20 protein-coding genes are annotated in these 22,385 nt (G+C 42.6%); 5 read left to right on the top strand and 15 right to left on the bottom strand.

The features are described 5' to 3' along the window. The first annotated feature begins 102 nt into the window (after positions 1–102). The gene (gene hmpA, locus R2B77_RS10980) at positions 103–1,290 is read left to right on the top strand and encodes an NO-inducible flavohemoprotein (protein ID WP_203248180.1); all 1,188 of its coding nucleotides are present in this window, start codon (positions 103–105) and stop codon (positions 1,288–1,290) included. A 91-nt stretch (positions 1,291–1,381) separates the two neighbouring features. Here the strand turns inward: hmpA and R2B77_RS10975 are convergent, their stop codons facing one another. Beyond that, positions 1,382–1,978, bottom strand: a complete 597-nt coding sequence (locus tag R2B77_RS10975; protein WP_203248181.1) for a DNA-3-methyladenine glycosylase — start codon at positions 1,976–1,978, stop codon at positions 1,382–1,384. Between the two features lie 91 nt (positions 1,979–2,069). On the opposite strand from R2B77_RS10975, the gene R2B77_RS10970 reads away from it, so the two are divergent. Further along, the gene (locus tag R2B77_RS10970) at positions 2,070–2,360 is read left to right on the top strand and encodes a nucleotide pyrophosphohydrolase (RefSeq protein WP_203248182.1); all 291 of its coding nucleotides are present in this window, start codon (positions 2,070–2,072) and stop codon (positions 2,358–2,360) included. A gap of 5 nt (positions 2,361–2,365) precedes the next feature. Here R2B77_RS10970 and R2B77_RS10965 read toward each other — a convergent pair whose 3' ends face one another. From R2B77_RS10965 to R2B77_RS10920, 10 genes are all read right to left on the bottom strand, one after another. After that, a complete protein-coding gene (locus R2B77_RS10965; RefSeq protein ID WP_203248183.1) occupies positions 2,366–3,010 on the bottom strand; it encodes a uracil-DNA glycosylase in 645 nt (214 codons plus the stop codon). A 70-nt stretch (positions 3,011–3,080) separates the two neighbouring features. Continuing rightward, on the bottom strand, positions 3,081–3,419 hold the full coding sequence (locus tag R2B77_RS10960; RefSeq protein WP_203248184.1) for a DUF6054 family protein: 339 nt from the start codon (positions 3,417–3,419) through the stop codon (positions 3,081–3,083). 117 nt (positions 3,420–3,536) lie between these two features. After that, positions 3,537–3,707, bottom strand: a complete 171-nt coding sequence (locus tag R2B77_RS10955) for a hypothetical protein (protein ID WP_203248185.1) — start codon at positions 3,705–3,707, stop codon at positions 3,537–3,539. Between the two features lie 190 nt (positions 3,708–3,897). After that, complete coding sequence (locus R2B77_RS10950; RefSeq protein ID WP_212391652.1) at positions 3,898–5,106, bottom strand: MFS transporter; 1,209 nt, start codon at positions 5,104–5,106, stop codon at positions 3,898–3,900. Between the two features lie 229 nt (positions 5,107–5,335). Then, positions 5,336–7,318, bottom strand: a complete 1,983-nt coding sequence (locus R2B77_RS10945; RefSeq protein WP_203248187.1) for a flagellar assembly protein A — start codon at positions 7,316–7,318, stop codon at positions 5,336–5,338. Between the two features lie 145 nt (positions 7,319–7,463). Then, a complete protein-coding gene (locus R2B77_RS10940) occupies positions 7,464–8,438 on the bottom strand; it encodes a siderophore ABC transporter substrate-binding protein (RefSeq protein ID WP_203248188.1) in 975 nt (324 codons plus the stop codon). Positions 8,439–8,457: 19 nt separating this feature from the next. Further along, a complete protein-coding gene (locus R2B77_RS10935; RefSeq protein WP_203248189.1) occupies positions 8,458–9,219 on the bottom strand; it encodes an iron ABC transporter ATP-binding protein in 762 nt (253 codons plus the stop codon). Further along, on the bottom strand, positions 9,216–10,166 hold the full coding sequence (locus R2B77_RS10930) for an iron chelate uptake ABC transporter family permease subunit (protein ID WP_203248190.1): 951 nt from the start codon (positions 10,164–10,166) through the stop codon (positions 9,216–9,218). Before R2B77_RS10930 ends, R2B77_RS10935 begins: the two co-directional genes overlap by 4 nt. Further along, on the bottom strand, positions 10,159–11,109 hold the full coding sequence (locus tag R2B77_RS10925; RefSeq protein ID WP_203248191.1) for an ABC transporter permease: 951 nt from the start codon (positions 11,107–11,109) through the stop codon (positions 10,159–10,161). Before R2B77_RS10925 ends, R2B77_RS10930 begins: the two co-directional genes overlap by 8 nt. Before the next feature lie 536 nt (positions 11,110–11,645). After that, on the bottom strand, positions 11,646–12,521 hold the full coding sequence (locus R2B77_RS10920) for a DUF6612 family protein (protein WP_203248192.1): 876 nt from the start codon (positions 12,519–12,521) through the stop codon (positions 11,646–11,648). Between the two features lie 249 nt (positions 12,522–12,770). On the opposite strand from R2B77_RS10920, the gene R2B77_RS10915 reads away from it, so the two are divergent. Continuing rightward, positions 12,771–14,489 (top strand): ABC transporter ATP-binding protein, encoded by a 1,719-nt coding sequence (locus tag R2B77_RS10915; RefSeq protein WP_203248193.1) that lies wholly within the window; start codon positions 12,771–12,773, stop codon positions 14,487–14,489. A gap of 98 nt (positions 14,490–14,587) precedes the next feature. Here the strand turns inward: R2B77_RS10915 and hflX are convergent, their stop codons facing one another. From hflX to R2B77_RS10895, 4 genes are all read right to left on the bottom strand, one after another. Then, a complete protein-coding gene (hflX, locus tag R2B77_RS10910; protein WP_212391654.1) occupies positions 14,588–15,859 on the bottom strand; it encodes a GTPase HflX in 1,272 nt (423 codons plus the stop codon). Between the two features lie 83 nt (positions 15,860–15,942). After that, a complete protein-coding gene (locus tag R2B77_RS10905) occupies positions 15,943–16,626 on the bottom strand; it encodes a VOC family protein (protein ID WP_203248194.1) in 684 nt (227 codons plus the stop codon). 63 nt (positions 16,627–16,689) lie between these two features. Further along, positions 16,690–18,174, bottom strand: a complete 1,485-nt coding sequence (putP, locus tag R2B77_RS10900; protein WP_203248195.1) for a sodium/proline symporter PutP — start codon at positions 18,172–18,174, stop codon at positions 16,690–16,692. Between the two features lie 386 nt (positions 18,175–18,560). Beyond that, positions 18,561–20,108, bottom strand: a complete 1,548-nt coding sequence (locus tag R2B77_RS10895) for an FMN-binding glutamate synthase family protein (protein WP_203248196.1) — start codon at positions 20,106–20,108, stop codon at positions 18,561–18,563. An 88-nt stretch (positions 20,109–20,196) separates the two neighbouring features. Here R2B77_RS10895 and nfsA point away from each other — a divergent pair, with 88 nt between their 5' ends. Together nfsA and R2B77_RS10885 are read left to right on the top strand one after the other, a co-directional pair. Further along, a complete protein-coding gene (gene nfsA, locus R2B77_RS10890) occupies positions 20,197–20,928 on the top strand; it encodes an oxygen-insensitive NADPH nitroreductase (RefSeq protein ID WP_203248197.1) in 732 nt (243 codons plus the stop codon). A gap of 11 nt (positions 20,929–20,939) precedes the next feature. Then, positions 20,940–22,103 carry a class I SAM-dependent methyltransferase gene (locus R2B77_RS10885; RefSeq protein ID WP_203248198.1) on the top strand — a complete coding sequence of 388 codons (1,164 nt, stop codon included), beginning with the start codon at positions 20,940–20,942 and terminating at the stop codon, positions 22,101–22,103. Positions 22,104–22,385: the final 282 nt, after the last annotated feature.

Genomic DNA, 22,385 nt, shown 5'->3' with positions numbered 1-22,385 from the left:
CTAACTTTCTAACTCCGTTTAAAGACACATATTTTATATAGCTTTACATTTTCATATCCTTTATTGTGATAGTAATAAAACAGAAAGGTTGTGCATGATCACATGCTATCTCAAGAAACAATCACTATTATAAAATCCACAGTCCCCGTATTAGAACAACATGGTACAACAATTACAACGGTTTTCTATAAAAATATGTTCGAAAAACATCCTGAACTACTAAATATTTTCAACCACGCGAACCAATCACAAGGTCGTCAACAAACAGCCCTTGCCAATGCCGTCTATGCAGCAGCTACAAATATCGATAATCTTGCTGCTATTTTACCAGCTGTTACACAAATTGCCCACAAACATAAATCATTGGGTATCAAAGAAGAGCATTACCCAATCGTCGGCTACCATCTTTTAGGCGCGATTAAAGAAGTACTCGGCAATGCAGCTACACCTGAAATCATCACTGCATGGGGTGAAGCTTATGGAGTCATCGCTGATGCATTTATCGGTATTGAAAAAGGAATGTACGAGCAAGCTAAGCAAGCAGATGGTGGCTGGGAAACATTCAAAAGCTTCATCATCGCAGATAAGATCGTTGAAAGTGATGTCATCACTTCATTCTATTTAAAGCCAGCAGATGGTCAACCATTACCTACTTACAAACCGGGTCAATACATTTCAGTACGACTGAACATTCCTGGCGATGCGTATACAGTGAACCGTCAATACAGCTTATCACAAGCTGCAACAGGTGACCTTTATCGTATCTCCGTGAAACGGGAAGATGAGTTCAATCCAAATGGTAAAGCATCTGTCTTTCTTCATAATGAAACAGCGATTGGCGATACAATCGAAGTTAGTGTTCCGGCTGGCGACTTCTACTTGGACACGGATAGCAACAATCCGGTCACACTAATTAGCGGTGGTGTCGGTATCACGCCAATGATGAGCATGTTCGACACGATTGCCAAAACCAATGCGGAGCGCTCTGTTGCCTTTTTACACTCAGCACGTACGCGTAAACACCAAGCATTCGATGACGTTCTCCATCAATTGAATGACACGATGGCTAACTCAACATATGCTGCTCTTTATTCAGAAGAAGGCGATGGCTTTATCGACCGTGAATTTCTAGCTGCAAACGTTTTGGAAGGAAGCGACATTTATGTTTGTGGACCAACACCATTCATGCAAGCGGTCATTAAGGGATTATACGAGTTAGGAATGCCAGAGGAAAAAGTTCACTTCGAATTCTTCGGTCCATCCGTTCAACTTGAATTAGCACACGCATAATAGACTCAGAAAACGCCGTCACTGGGATGACGGCGTTTTTTTGTTTGATTTTTGAAATATACTTACAAAACTAACTGACCAATTCTGCAAGCTACGCACGGTATTTCGACACAAACGGATTATCCTTCTCGTAATAACGCCATGGATAATGGACCGCCTCGCCTGAATTGCCAATCCCCACACGCGGACCTGCTACTATTTCTCCCACGCCAGGACCTTCAGCAATGAATAGCGGACTTTCAGACCAATGATGACCGTAATAATCCATTGTAATATCCAGCGCTTTCGTCAGCTTCCCCGGTCCATTCGTCCAGTCATGCATCTTCAGATGAACACCGCGATTTTCTTTCATTTGTTCGTATCCTTCAATCGGCTCCACCGCGCGGATTAAAATCGCATGTGGTGTCCCAACTGGTCCACTGACAACATTAATGAGCGTATGTGTGTGCATTCTGTACGTGTAAACCAGACCGGCCTCTTCAAACATAACGTCTGTCCTCTTTGTCCGACGATTGCCAAAGCTATGCGCCGCCTGATCTTCTGGCCCATGATACGCCTCTGTTTCGACAATGCGGGCTACTAGTAGTCCATCTGCTTGCTCATGGACGATGTACTGTCCAAGTAAACTTTGTGCTAGCTCAAGCACAGGTGCTTCAAAAAACGTTTTATCCACGGGTGTATAAATCATAATCGTCCTCCACTTCCCTTTCACTATTCCTTTAAATCTGTCTAACAATACCGTATACTCAAGAAAAGTTAGTAGACGGGATGGGATATACATGGAAAAATTACAAGCTGACATTCGACAATTCACGAAAGCACGCGGGTGGGATGGTAATCACGATGCACGAAATCTAGCCATTTCCGTATCTTTAGAAGCAAGTGAACTACTAGAGCATTTCCAGTGGCTCTCCGCCGAGGAGGCCATCGCAAAAAATAAAGACGAAATTGCAGAAGAAGCCGCGGATGTGTTCATCTATTTATTGCAGTTTGCAGATGTTTTAGGTATCGATTTAAAAGAAGTAGCACGTACAAAAATGGAGAAAAATGCTGCCAGATTCCCCATTTAACTCATTCACAAATGTTCCAACATACGCCCAATCGCCAACCAATCCGCGTCTAATGCTGGTCGATGTGACGGTCTGTAAAAAACGGATGCTGGATGGAAAGTCGGCACAATTGGATACGTTTTCCGCGTCCATTTAAACGTCGTATCATCCAGCTCATTCAAATACTGAACAGGACGTTCTAATAATTGCCCATGCAGTTCCGTCACCTTGGCTCCTTTGCCTAATAACCGCTGTAATCCTACGTTACCAAGTGTGACGATTAGTTTGGGCTCAATATTGGCTAGTTCATAGTCGAGCACAGGCGCATGTGCCACAATCTCCTTCTGCGTTGGTGGACGATTGTATTTCCGTTCTGTCGTCGTACCATCGCGCTCTTTTTTCGTTCCCCATCTATACGGCCTGCTACGAACTGCACTAGTAATATAGACATCCTCACGCGACAAACCAATCGTTGCGAGTGACTTCATCAATTCCTTCCCAGCACGACCGATGAACGGAATGCCATCAACCAGCTCAAACTCCCCAGGCGCTTCCCCAATTAGCATCAGCTTAGGTTTTTGCGGACCTCCACCGTAAATAAACCCCTCTACAGGAAAGCCTGCGATTCGCTCTTTGCCAAGTATCGCAATCGACTCAGGAATACGGAACATCAGAACACCCCCTCATTTCTTTTTAGTCTATCAAAAAAAGCCTTCCCCCTAAAGGTAAGACTTTATACGCTTATATAATCGAAGTTCCTAGTGCCGTCTCCACGCTATTCGCAAAATTATTGCCAGCGCCCCAGTCAAAACGGAAGAAAACACCTTCTGATCCTCCCGATGCAACTACATGAACTTTTGTGTCTTTTCCAAAATCATCAATTGTAACCGTCAATGATGCCCGATTACTCGACCGCATATAATACTTCTCCAACACCATGACATGTACCTCTTGCTCCCCAACCTGCCTGACATACCGATCGACAAGCGTACCACTAATGCTGCCACCTACCACATAGGACTCAATCACAGTCATCGCAGCCATTGGCAAAATATTTACAGTAAACTCACGAACCGCCACATCCTCATCCCCTTCCATCCTTACATTCTTTTACGGATGAATAACGACAAAGGTTTCAATCGTTCACAAATTGAAAATAAACCCCACCTCAATTCATTGAGGTGGGGTTCCAAATGACTACTTCCGAGGCGGAAGTGGATAATAGCTACTTTTCGGTGGTCGTTCTTTTTTCAAGACAATCCATGAAATTTTCTCAAATAGACTGCCACTTTCATTGACTCGTCTTGAGTTACCAGTTATTCGTTTTGATGAAGTTTCCATTTCTACATTCGGTTCGAACATCGCCAATACCTATCTCCCCTTTTCGATTGAACGCTTCTTTCAAATTCAACCATATCGTAACAATATGAAGGGAAGATGGATTGTATGTAATGAACTTGTAAAGATTTCGCTATAGATTTAAGATTTTCCGCAAAATCTCATAATACCTTTATTGACGATCGTGAAATACTCCTCTCAGAAAAGGGAGGCCCATCATTTATTCCAATTCTAATTGTTTCGTTTCTGTCCCTAACAATACAACCGCTAACACACCAATGACAATTGCTCCGCAGAATATGCCGAAAATCAAACCAAAACCATATCCTGCTGCCAGCAATGAGCCGACAAGCAATGGACCGAAAATACCACCGACTCGTCCAATTGCGGCGGCCATCCCTGATCCAGTTGCACGAATCGCCGTAGGATATTGCTCCGGTGAATAGGCATAGAGTGCTCCCCAAGCGCCTAGATTGAAGAAGGATAACAACGCACCAAAAGTAAGCAGCATCGGTAATGTTTCCGCACTTCCAAACACCAATGCACTCGCCGCTGTTCCTAGTAAATACGTTGCCAAAACAAATTTCCGCCCGACACGCTCAATTAACCAAGCAGCTGAAAAATAACCCGGTAATTGTGCAAGTGTCATAATGAGTACATAGCCAAAGCTTTTGATTAAGCTAAAGCCTTTCAGCACCATTACACTTGGCAACCAAAGGAACATGCCGTAATAGGAAAAGACAACCATGAACCATACAATCCATAACATTAACGTTCGACGTGCGTACTTTTTCGACCATAATAATTTCATTTTTTCCAAAGCTGACTGCTTCGGCTTGCCATCCGCCACGAACTTTGGCGAGTCAGGCAATTTTCGACGTAAGTAAATCGCGTAAAAGGCCGGTAATGCCGTAATAATTAATGCGACCCTCCAACCAAAATGCGGAATAACAAAGTACGCAATGAGCGCGGCAATCAACCAACCCGCTGCCCAAAAACTTTCTAGTAACACAACAACGCGACCCCGTTCATGTGCCGCCACACTTTCCGATACAAGCGTTGACGCAACCGGCAATTCTCCACCCAGTCCAGCGCCGACAAAAAAGCGCAAGATTAAAAACGCAGTTAACGTCATCGTCAATGCTGACAACCCACTTGCGACTGAGAATAAAACAAGAGTTATCATAAAAACATTTTTACGTCCAATTCGATCCGCCAGCAAACCAAATCCTAGTGCCCCAACAGCCATCCCAATGGAATTAACGCTACCAATCCAGCCCATCTCACCCGGTGACAATTGCCACTCTATCGCCAATGCTGCAATGACAAACGACAAAATGCCGACATCCATCGCATCGAACATCCAGCCTGTCCCCGCAAGCCCCAATAATTTATTTCTAGAAATCCCCTCATGCTGTTTACTCACCATTCTTCTTCCTCTCGCTAAAACTATAGTGTCTTGACAGTTGTCATTATACTCTCATTTTTAAAGTTATACAATGCGTTTTATGCAATATTCACCGAAAGTAGACAATATAATCACGTAACTAAACCATTTTTACGCAAACCCTACCAACTTTTCTCCCAAACTAAACAATATTCACCTATTTTTCTAGATTAAAAAACTTCCACCCTTCTATAGGATGGAAGCGTATTTTTCAATTAACAACTAAATCACCATCATCGTCAAGATAAGCATGTACACCCAATTTTTTATCCATAAACGTGTAATGCCTTTGACCAATTTGAATTTCTGTTCCCGCATGGGCAAGCCCTATCGTAATCATGCCTTTTTCACCTGTACGGACAACCGTCTTCACAAGATTCTCCGATCCAGTTTCTTGTAGAGATATTTTATGTGTCGCAATAATTTCCCCACCACGACACACACCTTTTACTTTGATACTATCACCGGCTGTCACGGAGCTATGGTACACACCCTTCGACGTCACTTCAATCATGCCACTACTATACAACACACTGTTGATGGCATAGGGTACCGTAAGAAGTGCCTGCGACATTTTCGCCCCGTATAATTCCAATAAATCTCGCGTTTCTTCAATCAACAAAGTAAAACTATCTGCATCCTCTAATCCTGTATGCTGCGCAGTGACAAATATCGAATAAAATTTATTTGCCAAATCTGTCCATTCGGGCGATAGCTCCTGCGCATTATTTTTCACCTTCTGAATGAAATCCTTATTTAACTCTTGAAACGTTGGATATTTCTTTTCCAATAGTAACCGAATGAGATGATTGAGCTCTGGCGTCGTCAAATCATCCCCCTCGTTCCCTCGCATGACCAACACCCGCTGAATAGCATCCTGGATTTGTTCCAATAAAACAATGATTTCCTTTAGCTGCATCGTTAGTTCACCAATGATGAATTCCTGTTGCCCAACACTTATCCTCGATGAAAAAACATTGCCCATCACAACCGCAGATTTCATGGCGTGAATCGTAGCCTTCGTTACGGCTCCACTGACAAATATTGTACCTGTCGCACCAACATACATAGACGTTTGAATACCGCCACCAATTCGCACATCCCCTTCAAAGCGGATATTTCCACTTTCTAGATCGACCTCACCTGCATGGAAATGCTCAGGGTTAACTTCAATAGTAACTAGCTTCTCTCGCCAATCGACAGCGGGTCTTCCCGATATTTCTGCCACAATATCAGTACCTAGTTGCGAGACGTTTTTACCTGGGCGAATGACAATGTCCTTCACCTTTTCAGCAGCAACGACCTGTCCAAGCAAGTTGACGCCATCCGTTCCAGGAACCGAAGGAATATAGGTTGCAATCACTTGACCCGCCTCCACCGAGAGAATCAAATTCAATTCACGAAAATCAACCTTCTCTAATTCCCCTGGTGTTTTTTCCTTGTAGTCGATATGCATTTCTAAATCCCCATCAAGCCCTTCAACAGGCGGTACCCCTTTTGCTACTATAATTTCATAAGGCTTAATGACTTCTGTTAATTTCTTAATCGCTGGGAACAGCAAACCTTTGTGTATACCCATCGCTTTCAGCCGATCCACAATTAGCTGTGGCTTGAGGTCATTGTAGTAGTCGATTTCCTCAACAGCCTCAATCTGAAGCACTTGTTTAAACTCTGTATCGTGAATCGTCCGTTTTACTTTTTTCCCAGGCGTGAAACTAAGCATCGCAAGCATATCCTGCTCAAGTAATTGGATTGAAAACTGCGGGGGAATTAATTCATCGCTGACGATTACATGGACTTTATCGTCTGGTGAAAGAATTGTTCGCCCCAAAACTTGTCTATAATTCACCTCTACTCTACAATTTTTCCCGGGCAAGATCACTGGATAATTATCACCATCAAAGAGTACGTCAATCTTACCATTGAGTATACGAGCGCCCACTACTTCTTGATCGTCCTTCTTTTCTGAAGGTATTTCCATGTTAACGTATTGTTCAACTGTTTCGTCCAATGATTCGCTTTCTAGCTGTGTGACAGTCACTTCCGCCATCATTTTCCTTAAACCAAAAAGGTTTCTTTTAGGATTTGATACAACTTCCACATGAACTTCCTCAATCGTTAATTCTAAAATGGATAACGCCATCTCAACAGCTTGTTCCACTGTTTCTGCTTTCACCGAAATCGATTTTCCCATAACGATTTCACCTCACTAAAATTTCCCTACTAGTCCCTTTATCTTATCATACTTTTCTTTATTATCTAACAATATACCCACTCTTCATCTTCAAACAAAAAAAAAGAACCGATTCACTTTTCAGTGAACCAATCCCTTTTTCATCTTATAATACTTCTTCGATTTCTTTAATCATTTCTTTCACAGATTGTAGTCCGCCACCAGATAGGTACCAGTAGTTAGGATCCAAGTAAATGATTTTCCCATCTTTATAAGCATTTGTTTTAATGACTAACTCATTTTCGATTGAATCTTTAGCACTTGCGTCGCCACCAACTGCTGCGTCACGATCGATAACGAAGAGAATGTCTGGATTCGTTTCAAGAATATATTCGAATGAGATACTTTGACCGTGTGTAGATACTTCAAGGTTTTCATCAGCCGCTTTAAAACCAAATACGTCATGTATAATACCGAAACGTGAACTTGGCCCATATGCACTTACTTTTCCTTCATTTCCAAGAACGATCAATGATTTTCCATCAGTGTTAGCTGATTTCTCACTAACTGTAGCAATTCTGCTATCAATATCTGCAAGCTCTTCTGCCATTTTATCTTCTTTGCCAAATAGCTTCGCAATCATTTCCATGTTTCCTTTGAAGGATTCCATGTACTTCGCTGTATCCACGCCGACAAAAATCGTTGGAGCGATGTCATTTAACTCTTCGTACATAGCAGATTGACGTCCTGAGATGAAAATAACATCTGGTTTCATAGCATGGATTGTTTCAAAGTCAGGCTCTTTCAAACCACCCACATTTGTATACTTCGCATCCTCATATTTTGATAAATAAGAAGGAATATTAGCTTGCGGAACACCTGCAACTTCAATACCTAACTCGTCTAGCGTATCAAGCATACCGAAATCGAAAACAACAATTTTCTCAGGATTTTTTGCGATTTGCGCTTCTCCAAGATCGTGCTTAATTGTGAGGAGTTCTGATTCTTCCGTTTCGGCTACTTCTGGTTCTGCACCGCTACCCGTCGCTTTATCGTCTGCTGCTTCATCATCTTTCGCTCCACATGCTACAAGTAAAGCCATTAACGCTATCATCAATAATGCCATTGCAAGTTTTTTCATCTAAAACCATCCTTTTTTTTTATGAATTAAAGTACACACAGATACGGCAATTATTCATCTGCTTAATAGGAATATCCATATCGTAAATTTCTTTTAATGAATCAGAAGTAATAATGTCATTCGTCGGTCCATCTTTCACAACGCGACCATCCTTCAGCGCAACAATCCGATCTGAATAAACGGAGGCAAAGTTAATATCGTGTAAGACAATGACAACAGTCTTTCCAAGTTCATCAACCAGCCTTCTCAAAATCTTCATAATCTGAACAGAATGCTTCATATCCAAGTTATTAAGTGGCTCGTCAAGTAGAATGTAATCTGTATCTTGCGCAATAACCATCGCGATGAATGCGCGCTGGCGTTGTCCCCCCGATAATTCATCGAGGTAATCATGCTGCATATCCATCAATTCCATGTAATTCATCGCTTGATCTACAACCTTGACATCTTCTGCCGTCAGCCTTCCTCGTGAATGTGGGAATCGTCCAAATGATACTAATTCACGGATCGTCAGACGTACATTCATAAAATTCGATTGCTTCAAAATGGAAATCCGTTTTGAAAACTCATTCGACTTCATCTTCTTAACGTCATCTTTATCGACAAGCACTTCACCAGTATCTGCATCTAGAAGGCGACTAACCATCGACAGTAGCGTCGATTTCCCCGCACCATTCGGCCCGATGAAAGAGGTAATCTTACCTCGATGGATATTGACATTGACCTTTTCAACGACCGCTTTCTTACCATAAAACTTCGATAACTCACGGACTTGGATCATGTAGATCGACTCTCCTTTAATAGTAGATAGATGAAGTAAACACCGCCGACGAAGTTGATGATCACACTAAGCGTTGTTGAAAATGTAAAGATCCTTTCAACAACCCATTGACCTCCGACAAGCGCAATCACACTCATGACGGATGCACCTGCGATTAACACAGAATGCTTATACGTTTTGAAAAACTGATAAGACAAATTCGCAACAATCAAACCAAAAAATGTAATCGGCCCAACAAGAGCCGTTGATACTGCAATCAGGACAGAGGACAGGATGAGCATCGTTTTGACGACTTTATCATAAGAAATCCCTAAGTTAATGGCAGTATCTCTTCCAAGTGACAGAACATCAAGTTCATTGATAGATCTCCAGCCTATGAAAAATGTGATGACGACAATCGCAAGCGCCCACCACACGAGCTCACCACTAACATTATTAAAGCTTGCAAACATCTTATCCTGTACGAGCATGAATTCATTTGGATCAATCAATACTTGTAAAAACGTCGTAATACTTCCGAAGAATGTTCCGACGATGATTCCAACGAGTAACAGGAAGTAGATAGGCTGTTTCCCTCCCCGGAATAAAAACCGGTAGAGAATGAGCGCAAATAGGATCATTGCTCCAATCGATAAGACAAAGTTCACATGTTTGTTGATGATCATCATATGACCTGAACCAAAGAAGAAAATGAGAACTGTTTGTAAAAGTAAATAGAGAGAATCCAATCCCATAATACTAGGTGTCAAAATCCGATTATGCGTAATTGTTTGGAAAATAACTGTCGAATAAGCAATTGCGACGCCTGTAATGACCATCGCCAATACTTTAATAGCCCTACGAGGCAACGCATAATCATAACTTCCGTTTAAACCTTGAAACAGATAAAGACTACAGAAGAGAGCAGCAATTATGGCAAGTATGAGTAGCTTCGTTGAATTACGCATAGGCCTTCCTCCTAAACAACAAGTAAAGGAAGATTCCGCTACCAATTACCCCAACCATCAAACTGATTGAAATCTCATAAGGATAGATAAGCACCCTGCCCAAAATATCACAAATGAGTAGGAATATCGCACCGAGTAATGCAGTATGTGGCAAAGTCTTCTGTAAATGGTCTCCTTTAAATATAGAAACGATATTTGGAATGATTAATCCGAGGAACGGAATCATCCCAACCGTTAACACAACCGTAGTCGTAATAAGAGCAACTAATATAAGTCCGATATTGACAATTCGTCTATAAGCAAGTCCGAGGTTTTTAGAGAAATCTTCCCCCATTCCGGCAACCGTAAATCGATTAGCATAGAGATAGGTTATGATGAGCACCGGAATGCTTATGTATAGAAGTTCGTAACGCCCCTTCATAATCATCGAAAAATCACCTTGTAGCCATGCCGACATATTTTGGATGACATCCGCTCTATAGGCAAAAAACGTCGTAATCGACGATAGAATATTTCCGAACATCAGCCCGACAAGTGGAATGAAAATCGCGTCCTTGAACTTGATACGGTCAAGAATTTGCATAAACAGTAGCGTGCCGGCAAGCGCAAATACAAAAGCGACGATCATTTTTTCAATCGTGGATGCGTTCGCAAATAACAACATCGAGACGAGAATCCCAAGACGTGTTGCATCTAGCGTACCTGCTGTCGTCGGAGAAACAAATTTGTTCCGGCTTAGCTGTTGCATAATGAGACCCGCAATACTCATCCCTGCTCCTGCAAGGAGAATGGCGACCAGTCGAGGCAGACGGCTAATTAAGAATATTTCCGTTTGTTCCGATTTAAAATCTAGCAGATCCATCGGCGTAATACGGCTCACCCCTACAAAAAGCGATAGGAATGAAAGAGTGATAACTGCGACTATCAAATAACGTTTCTTCATGGGTATCACCGATATCGATTATTTGCATTCAATTGAGAATGATTCTAATGAAAACCGTTATCAATTAGCTGCAAATTCAATTATAGCATGACTGAAAGTCGTGTCAACGGATAACTGAAAATGATTATCAACGGAAAGGACGTTGATATGAAAAATGAGGTTCTATGCCCATAACGGAGGGAATATCAAACTACGTCAATTTTGTGAACGGTTTGATTTTAGGGTGAAAGTGGAGGGTAAATAATGAATTCCATTAAAGATTGCTACGGCACTGGGGGAGGTCATTGCTTAGCTGATCCACTCTTCACCGTAACAATGGAAATCGAACGGATATAGCCTAGTATTATAATTCCAATGAAAACTCGACTACCTCGCGTGAACTGGGATACCTATTCCCGAAACTGGGATACCCGGAACGCAAACTGAACTACCTTTCACGAAAACTCGACTACCTCGCGTGAACTGGATAGCACTGTCACATTTCAGCATACCAAAAAAGCACCGGAATGGTTATCCGGCGCCTACATTTACTGTCCTTACTGCCCCATCGCTTCATTAATATCCAAAGCGTTATCAAGTATTTCTTGTGGGATTTCAATTTTATCAATTTCGTTAATCTTACTTAGTTTCGCATTGACCTTCTGATCAATACGCATTTCCTCACCATCAACTTGCATCTTCATATCCATTTTCATGTTGAACGCATTTGTGTAGAACGTCTTTTTGTCGATGTAAATCTCATACTCTAAGCTTTTCATTTCAATATTCTCCATCAATTCCGCTGCTTCTGCGCTTGCATCTACATCCGCTGGTAAATTTTCCATAGCAATTTCCTTAAACAGCTTACTAAATTTCTCGCCAGAAGCTGACAATTTAAGAATGTATTCATCATCCGTTTGTTCGAACTTGAAATCTTCCACAAATTCTTTGAACATGTTCATGTCAAGCGTCGGGTCTGCGCTGCCTGCTTGTGCTAGTAAATCTTCGTACATTTCAGCCGGTAATTTTAACCACTGACCAGACATTGGATCATTCATGAAAAATCCTTCTTCTGTCATGTAAATTTCCATTTCCGTTACACCTTGCTCACCCATATCCACATCCATCTTCTGATACATCGCAAGCGGGTCAACAACCATATCCATGTCCATTTTAATTTTACTGTTCATCGTTCCTTCTTGACCTGGAATTTCCATCAATTGATTAATATTCATTGTTGCATGCATACTCACTTGTTCCGCGGATGCCTCCGTCGCCTTTTCGAATACTTCCTGTGCCGTCAACCCGCTCGGCTCCTCAAGTTCTACTTTCTTCCCCGTCTCAGCATCTGTTTTCGGCTCCGCCGGTGTATTGCATGCCGCAAGTCCGAGGGCGAGAACACCAACTGCCATCCCTTTTATCCAATTCTTCATATCATTCAATTCCTTCCTTTACTCTTTTTAACTACATCTATTCATACGAGACATAATAGAAAGAGTTCCCTTTTTTGATGAATGCAATGAAGTTGAATAATAAGTCCTATACGGATTAAATAGCTAAATATATGCATTTCGCTAGCAGACATGCACTCCATTTCCTTCGATTTCAGAAATAAATAAGTCGTCTTCTCAAAGAAAATCCGCTATACTAACCAATATCAATGAAGTGGAGGATTTTACCGTATGCTAAAGAAATTCTTTTCTTATTATAAGCCACATAAGCGACTGTTCATTATCGACTTTTCTAGTGCGATTTTTGTGGCACTACTCGATCTCGCCTTCCCCGTTGCCGTCAAATGGTTCATTGACGATTTGTTACCAACAGGGAATTGGGGAAAAATCATTGGTATAAGCATTTTACTGTTGCTTGTCTACTTACTCAGTACAGTTCTTCAATATATCGTTAGCTATTTGGGACACAAGCTGGGTATCAATATCGAAACCGATATGCGTCAGCAGCTATTCACTCATGTACAACGGCAATCATTCCGATTTTTCGATAACACAAAAACGGGTCATATTATGAGCCGAATTACGAATGATTTATTCGATATTGGCGAACTAGCTCATCATGGACCAGAGGATGTTTTCATCGCAATCATGACGGTTATCGGTGCTTTCATCATTATGTATAACATTAATCCAGAACTTGCTATTATCGCCATCGTCATGGTTCCTTTCCTGGTTGTCCTTGTCACATTCTGCAATAAGAAAATGAATGCAGCGTGGCAAAACATGTATGGCAAAATTGCAGATGTCAACGCACGTGTCGAAGACTCGGTTTCAGGGTCACGCGTCGTTAAATCCTTCACAAACGAGGAGTTTGAAATTGCACGTTTCCGTAAAGATAACGGTAATTTTCGAATTGCCAAGCTCGTCGCCTATAAAGTGATGGCCTGGACGCATTCTAGCATGTTCATGATGACGCGGTTAGTGACGCTTATTGTACTCGTCGTCGGTGCATGGTTTGTCCACGAAAAAAATATGTCTATCGGGGATCTTGTCAGCTTTGTGCTTTTCGTCAATGTACTCATCAAACCTGTTGACAAAATTAGTGCGCTACTTGAATTGTATCCAAAGGGAATGGCTGGCTTCCGCAGATTCCTAGATTTGATTGAACAGGAGCCTGAAATCCAGGATCGACCGAATGCCATTGCCGTGCCTCATTTAAACGGCAATATCGTCTTCGATGACGTCCATTTCCATTACGATGGCAACAAAGCAGTACTGAAAGGCATTGATTTGAACATTCATGCGGGACAAACAGTCGCATTCGTCGGGCCATCTGGTGCCGGAAAAACAACAATTTGTTCACTGATCCCACGTTTTTATGATGTCAATGAAGGATCCATTGCCATTGACGGCTTGGATATTCGCGATATGACGCAGCACTCCTTGCGCTCCCAAATCGGAATTGTTCAGCAAGATGTCTTTTTATTCACAGGTACTATCAAAGAGAATATTGCCTATGGAAAATTAGACGCAACGACTGAAGAAGTGCTTGAAGCTGCGAATAAAGCACATCTTGAAAATTTCATTGCATCACTTCCAGATGGTTACGATACGCAGATTGGAGAACGCGGCTTGAAATTATCAGGCGGACAGAAGCAACGTCTTGCTATCGCTCGGATGTTTTTGAAAAACCCTCCGATTCTTATTTTGGATGAAGCGACATCCGCACTCGATACAGAAACAGAACGGATCATTCAACAATCACTTGCCGAACTAGCGGAAAACCGAACAACACTTGTCATCGCGCACCGTCTAGCTACCATTCGTGATGCAGACCGCGTCATTGTCGTCACAGAAGACGGCATTGCGGAAGACGGTAAATACGATGAATTAGTCAATCAAGGTGGGATTTTTGCTAAGTTGCATAATAATCAATTCGTGGAGGTTTAACTTCCGAGAAAGTGGCTATACTAGGAGCATCCCACCCCCCTTTCTCTTATATAGAAAACAGCACCGCATGACAGTAATTGTCATGCGGTGCTGTTTTTTTAATGACTGATGATAAACTGTTCAAACTTTTTCCGCTCAGAAAGGTCCATTTCAACCGTCATCAACGTGCCGTCTTCCTCGTACTCCGCGCTCTTCACATTTGCCCTATCATTTAAATAGGACACGATATCACCGCGATCAAATGGAATGAGCAATTTACACGTAATGTATTGGCCAAAAATCTTTTTCTTAATTAATTCTACGAGTTCGTCCAGCCCTTGTCCTTCTTTCGCAGACAGCCAGACGCTATCATCGCTCACTTTTGGATAGCGGATACCCGCAAGATCCGCCTTATTATAAATATTCAGCGTCTCCACATTTTCTACCCCTACAGCGTGTAACGTATCATTCGTCACTTCCATCATATAGCTATGCTCGGTATTCGACACATCGACAACATGTAGAAGAAGATCCGCATCTCGCGCTTCCTCCAATGTCGAGCGGAATGCTTTGACGAGATGAGTGGGGAGCCTAGACACAAAACCAACCGTATCTGTTAATATGAATTGCTTATTATCAATCAATTTTACATTGCGGACGGATGTATCGAGTGTCGCAAATAACATATCCTCTTCATAGACTTGCTTTGCATTTTCGGCATCCATCTTCATTAGCAATTTGTTCATCAATGTCGACTTGCCCGCATTCGTATACCCTACAATCGACACAACGGGCGTACCACTTTTCTTACGTTGCTTACGCTGTGTATCACGCTGATCCTTGACATGGTCCAGGTCACGACGTAGTTTAGCAATCTGGTCTTCAATTTTCCGTCGGTCGAGTTCAAGCTTCGTTTCCCCAGCACCCTTATTCTGGAGTCCCCCGCCTGTACCTCCCCCTTGTCGTCCGAGTGAAGCACGTAAACCGACAAGGCGTGGCAGCATATATTGCAACTGCGCCAGTTCAACTTGCATCCGAGATTCACTTGTTCTAGCACGCCTCGCAAATATATCCAAGATCAGCATTGTTCGATCAATGACCTTACACTGCAGTTCCTGCTCCATATTTCGAATTTGAGACGGTGACAATTCATCGTTAAAAATCACTAGATTAGCATCTAATTCTTCATAGAAATGGCGAATTTCTTCAATTTTTCCTTTACCAACATAATGAGAGGGATGGCGACGTTCTAAATTCTGCGTCACTTCACCGACCACCTCGACAGCAATCGCTTCCGCTAAATTTTTCAATTCTTCCATTGCATAGGCAAAATGCTCATCTTTTTGCTCATGCACGCCGACAAGCACCGCGCGTTCCACTAACACTTCCATCCAACGACCCCTCTCCAGCCTTACCATAGGTCTATTTATCTTACCATATGTAGATTCACGCACCAATTAGGGCGGTTTCTCTTCTAGTCAGCCTGCCCAATGACAACATCCGTCAATCTATCCATGCCTCCTTCATGCTCCACAAATTTCAACACAACATTCGATAAAGCGATATCATTGGCGTCACCCACTTTTTGTGACAATAAAATCGCCCATTCCGCCGTTTCACGTAGCGGATCCTCGACACTAAAAACGCATTCCTTAATTTCCAGTTGTTCATTAGCCGCTGAAATTGTCCCCTCTTCACGTAGCTTAGCAAAACGAATGTCCTCCGCGTCCTCCCACTCAATAAAAAAGGGATACGGCAATTCATTCGATACGGGTTGATCGACAAACAGCATCTTCCACTTTCGCAATTGCCCCGTAGCCGTTCTTCGTTCTGCATTGAGCACACCAGACGTGCGGAATCCTTTATTCTCAATCTCATCTTTAAATTGCTCAATTCCATCAATCGATAGACAAATCGTTCCCCAGCCTTCACCATCTTTTAGGTCATGTAGCAGCAACCTCGTAAGTGGATGGTCCACCGTGCCCGCAATATCCGGCCGTTCAACAGCCAACCATTCAATATAAGCATTTTTCACGTACATCAATGCATTATGCGTTCCCCATTGCTCGTGACGACCACCCACAACAGCATGCTGCTGTTCCGCAACCCACTCATCTGGTGTTCGACTTGTGAAATAGACAACATGATCCAGTTTCATAAGTGCAATTCCTCCTTTTGAAGTAGAAGAAAAGCCTGCAGTATGCACCACAGGCTTTCCATCTTACTTATCTTCGCTAAGAATTTTCAGTGCTTCATCAAACTCTTTGTCGATTTCATTATTTTTCTTATAAGTCATATTACTTACAAGAACCGCAACAATGAGACAGAGTATGAAACCAGGGATAATTTCATAAAGAGTGCCAGTAAGCGCCTCGATATTACCCCAAATCATAACTGTAACGGCACCCGTAATCATACCCCATAGCGCGCCTTTTGTTGTCAGCTTGCGCCAGTAAAGAGATAGCAGAATGATTGGTCCGAATGAAGCACCAAACCCTGCCCAAGCAAATGATACGATACTCAAAATGGACTCGTTATTCGGCCAAGCAAGTACGATTGCAATTAACGAAACAATCAGGACAGACATTCTTCCTAAGAAGACGTAATGCTTATCTGTCGCATCTTTCTTCATAAACGTTTTGTACAAGTCTTCAACAAGCGCTGAAGACGATACAATCAATTGTGAAGAAATCGTACTCATAACCGCTGCAAGAACAGCTGCAAGCATGATACCTGCGATAAATGGATGGAAAATAATTTGTCCAAGAACGATAAATACCGTTTCATTATCTACCAGTGTTGCATTCGTATTTTGCTGGTAGTAAGCAATCCCTACAAGTGCCGTCGCAACTGCACCGAATAAACTTAAAAACATCCAGCCAATTCCGATACGACGTGCTTTTTTCGCTTCTTTATGTGAACTTATTGCCATGAAGCGGACGATGATATGCGGCTGGCCAAAATAACCCAATCCCCAAGCAGCCGCCGACAAGATTCCTAAGAACGAAGCCCCCGATACAAAATTCAATAATTGTGGATCAACAGCACGGATACTTGCTGCCGTTTCTCCAAATCCACCTGTAATGAAAACGCCTACAATTGGAACAAGAAGAAGAGCTAAGAACATAATAACCCCTTGCACAACATCCGTATAACTAACCGCCAAAAACCCGCCAAATAATGTATAGAAAATAACGACACCAGCAACAATTAATAAACCTAGATGATAATCCAAGCCGAATGAGCTAAGGAAGAACTTACCCCCTGCTACCATTCCTGAAGAGACGTAAAACGTAAAGAAAATAAGAATGATAATTCCTGAAGCAATCCGTAACAGACGTGATTTGTCCTTTAATCGACTTTCCAAGTAACTTGGAATCGTAATGGAATCACTTGATACTTGTGTATAGACCCGAAGTCGTGGTGCAACAAATACCCAGTTCAAGTACGCACCGATTGTTAATCCGATAGCGATCCAAGCCTCTACCAATCCATTGAGATAGATTGCACCTGGCAATCCCATCAGCAACCAGCCCGACATGTCAGCAGCACCGGCACTGAGAGCGGTTACAGCTGGCCCGAGCGCTCGCCCACCAAGCATATAATCCGTTAGATTAGACGTGCGCTTGAATGCGTACCAACCGATAAAAATCATTGCCCCCATGTACAAAATAATAGAAATTAGCTGATACATTTCATTTGACAATTATAATTCCCCCTTTCAAAAGTTATATTCATCATACCATTTCCTTAAGAACATTAAGATAGTTATTTTAAAATTTATCCTAAAACAATATTTGCCAAGCAATGTGAGACAAATTCATAGTGTTTTCGTGTCATTCCCCGGGAAATAATTAGGTTTCGACACAGATTTTTCAGATGGAAAGAGATGTGTTTTTATAATCGAATAATCACTTTTAGGTTTAACATTCTTTTTTTCGGGAATCGTCATGATAAGGTGACGGCACATGCATCTAACATCATAGAAACAGCCACCGGAATAACTCCCATTTCATATAGAAAAAGTGCATTTCTTGTGGTCAGGCAAGAGATGTGCTTTTTCTCATTTGTTCATTCTGTATCGGAACCAATCTATTCCATCGGAAAAACCCTTCCCCGTGCATCTTTATAAACAACATGCTGGCGGTCAAACTTTGTCGGTGAATCAAGGCCAGCTGCTGCTGCAATTCGAAATAGTCCCTCTCGCATTGTCAAAATATAATTGGTCACACGATATTTCTTTTCTTCTACAACAAGTGCTTGTTGCAGTTTTTTATCTGTCGTTGCAACACCGGTTGGACATTCATTCGTATGGCATTTATGCGCCATAATGCAACCGACAGATATCATAAAGCCACGGGCAACCTGGACAAGGTCCGCCCCCATCGATAGGGCGATTGCTGCGCGATCGGGTGTTGTAATCTTACCCGATGCGATAATTTTAACGCTATCGCGCACCTCGTATTTTTTCAAGGCATCGTCAAGGAGAATGAGTGATGACCGAAGCGGCAAACCAACACTGTCCGCTAAATCCTGATACGTTGCTCCCGAGCCGCCCTCCCCACCATCTAATGATATGAAGTCCGGTCCCATACCTGTTTCATGCATGAATGATGCGAGCTCTTCGGCATCCTGCTTACTGCCAATGACAATCTTCATACCGACTGGCTTACCAGAATGCTGTCGAATCTTTTCGATAAAATCAAATAAAGTCGGATAGTCATCGAACTGGTGAAAACGGTTTGGACTGTTGATCGTCGTGTAAGGTACAACATTGCGAATCGCCGCAATTTCTTCCGTCACTTTTTCCCCTTCGACATGCCCACCGCGCATTTTCGCCCCTTGCGCTAACTTAATTTCAAATGCTTTGACCTGTGGAATTTCGGCTTTTTCACGTAGCCGCTCCCAACTGAACTCGCCGTCCTCTGTTCGGAATCCGAATAAGCCAGAACCAATTTGCGCAATGATATCCGCCCCACCTGCTAAATGATGTTGAGAAAGGCCACCCTCACCCGTATTCATCCAAGCACCTTTCGCCATGCCAATCCCCTTCGATAATGCGGTAATTGCATTTTCCCCAAGTGCCCCGTAGCTCATCGCAGATTGCCCAAGCATACTGCGCACATGGAAAGGTTGCTGACAATTCGGTCCAATAATAATCGCATCCTCTTCAGGCAACAGCCAAGGCAACGCCGGTAGCTCCTCACGATGCTCTTTCCGAGAAAATAAATAATCACCGTCGACCACATAGCGCATCGTATCCACAAGTCCATCATTGTCCACTCGCATTTCCTCATTTTGTTTCGTGAACATCGCATTGCGGATAAAATAGCCAGCCTCATTGAAATCCCGCTTCGAGCCAAAACCAATGATACTGTTCAAATATTTCCCCGGCATGACCATGTGCAAATATTCCTCACGGTTGAACGGTTCTCCGTCATTGTCATCGTCGAATAAGTATTGACGTAGCTCCGGTCCGGTTTTCTCCAACATATAACGCATCCGTCCTAAAATCGGATAGTTCCGCAAAATCGCGTGTTGCCTTTGCCTTCTATCATAAAAGTAAAGAAAAAGGATAATCGCAATCGGTACAATAATGAGCAACAATGTCGTAATTGAAATACTCTCTATCCAAAACATATCTCCACCCCTTCTCCAAGCGTTAATAAGTGTTTACCACTAATGAAATCTGTTAATCTTATTCTACAGAACTTTTTGGAGGGATTCCATGGTCATCGAATTATTAACCGCACACGCATCCGTACGAAAGTATAAAGACAGTCCACTATCTAAAGAAAATGTAGCCGAACTTGTTCGTGCAGGGCAACATGCCGCAAGCTCTAATTTTGTCCAAGCATATTCCGTTATCCATGTGACAGATGCTGACAAACGAGCGAAACTGGCCGAACTTGCAAAAAATCCACAACAAATTTTAACAGCAGGTGCTGTACTTGTTTTCTGTATGGATTTTCATCGCATCCAACAAGGAGCAAGTTTACTTGGAAAAGAGATCGACTTTTCACATGCAGAAAGTCTACTTGTCGGCGTGACAGATGTTGCTTTATTTGCCCAGAACGTCGCGATTGCAGCAGAGTCACAAGGATACGGCATTTGCTATATCGGCGGCGTGCGTAATGCACCCGAAGAAATAAGCACACTGTTCAACCTACCCACAGGCGTTGCACCAATGTTTGCTATGACAATCGGTGTTCCAGACGAGGCCAATGAAGTGAAACCGAGATTGCCGATAGAAGCCATCCTCCATGAAAATAACTATGATGCCAACAAATACGAAGACGTCATTCCAATCTATGATGAAATCATGAACGACTATTACTTAAGCCGCGGATCAAACCGAAAAGATGCCGCCTGGTCTGACGCTATGGCAACGTTTTTAGGCTCACCAAAACGGACATATATGAAAGCATTTTTGGATAAGCAAGGATTTGAATTTAACTAGGAGAGATGAACATGCAATTTGAAGAATTACTAAAGGAACTCACACGTCGGATAACAGATGGATCTTTCATCAACGCAACCATCAGCCAGCCCCGAACAAAGACAGACGAAGTGAAACGGGTAAAAGTGAAGCCTGTGGAGATAAAAGGACAGCTGCATATCCAATTTGAATATCAGCATGAACGCATTTTAAAGCACGAAAATGTTACACCCGATGAATTACAGGATCACTTACAACAACTGCTTGAGCGCTTCAAACAGCTCCACGCCGAATTTTCAGATGAAAAAATCCATGTCCAACTATCTAAAAAGTTCAAGGTGATGTGGAAATCGGACAAAGTAAACTCCGGAAAAGTGGCTGATCTTTCCCACAACCGGAAGAAAAATTATTTATTAGATGAAAACACGCCGTATCCATTTCTTGTACGCCTCGGTGTTCAAACACCAGACGGCAAAGTAAAAAAGCAAAAGCACGACAAATTCAGGCAAATTAATCGCTTCGTTGAATTCATTGACGACTCACTTGCCCACTTGCCAAAAGACCGCACCGTGCGGATTCTTGACTTTGGCTCAGGGAAATCCTATTTGACGTTCGCACTGTATCATTACTTACGCATCGAAAAAGGACTCGATATTAAGGTAACTGGCCTTGATTTGAAAAAAGAAGTGATTGAGGAGTGTAGCCGCATTGCGCAAGATCTTGGCTACGATGATTTGGAGTTTCTTGTCGGTGATATTAACGACTACAACGACGAAACGTCTGTCGATATGGTCGTTACTTTACATGCGTGTGATGTCGCGACAGATATGGCGCTTGCTCGGGCAGTGAAATGGGGGGCAAAAGTCATCTTGAGTGTTCCTTGCTGTCAGCATGAACTGTTCTCACAAATCAATTCCCCCGCGCTCGACATCATGCTCCAGCACGGGCTCATCAAAGAACGATTCGCCGCACTTGCAACTGACTCTATCCGTGCCGAACTATTGTCACTCGTCGGCTACGAGGCGCAACTGCTAGAATTCATTGATATGGAGCATACGCCGAAGAACGTCTTAATACGAGCCTACCTTACAGGTCGCAAGCCATCTGCCGATGACTTTACACGCTACCATGCATTCAAAAACCTGTTAAACGCTGAGCCATTTTTGGAAAATGAATTACGGGATTTATTAATTTAATAAGCAAACCCCTCCCCATTTATACGATACAAATGAGGAGGGGATTTTTCAACTTAATTCAGCAAATATGTTTGTGCCGAAAGCGAAGCGTCAGCTACAGAAGTTCCCCACTTCTATAAATGTTTGGATGAATGCTAGCTATATCTTCAAATTCAGCGGGGTCCAACCCCTTGCTGAATAGTAGAACTCAGACTAAAACCGCCGCGTCCTGCGGCAACATCTGAGTAACCAACATCCTGTTGGCCCAAGCCTCCAAGGAAGGATGCAGTTCAACCCTTCCCC

Source organism: Sporosarcina beigongshangi (assembly GCF_033485195.1).
GTDB lineage: Bacteria > Bacillota > Bacilli > Bacillales_A > Planococcaceae > Sporosarcina > Sporosarcina beigongshangi.
This window is presented reverse-complemented; position numbering and strand designations above follow the sequence as displayed.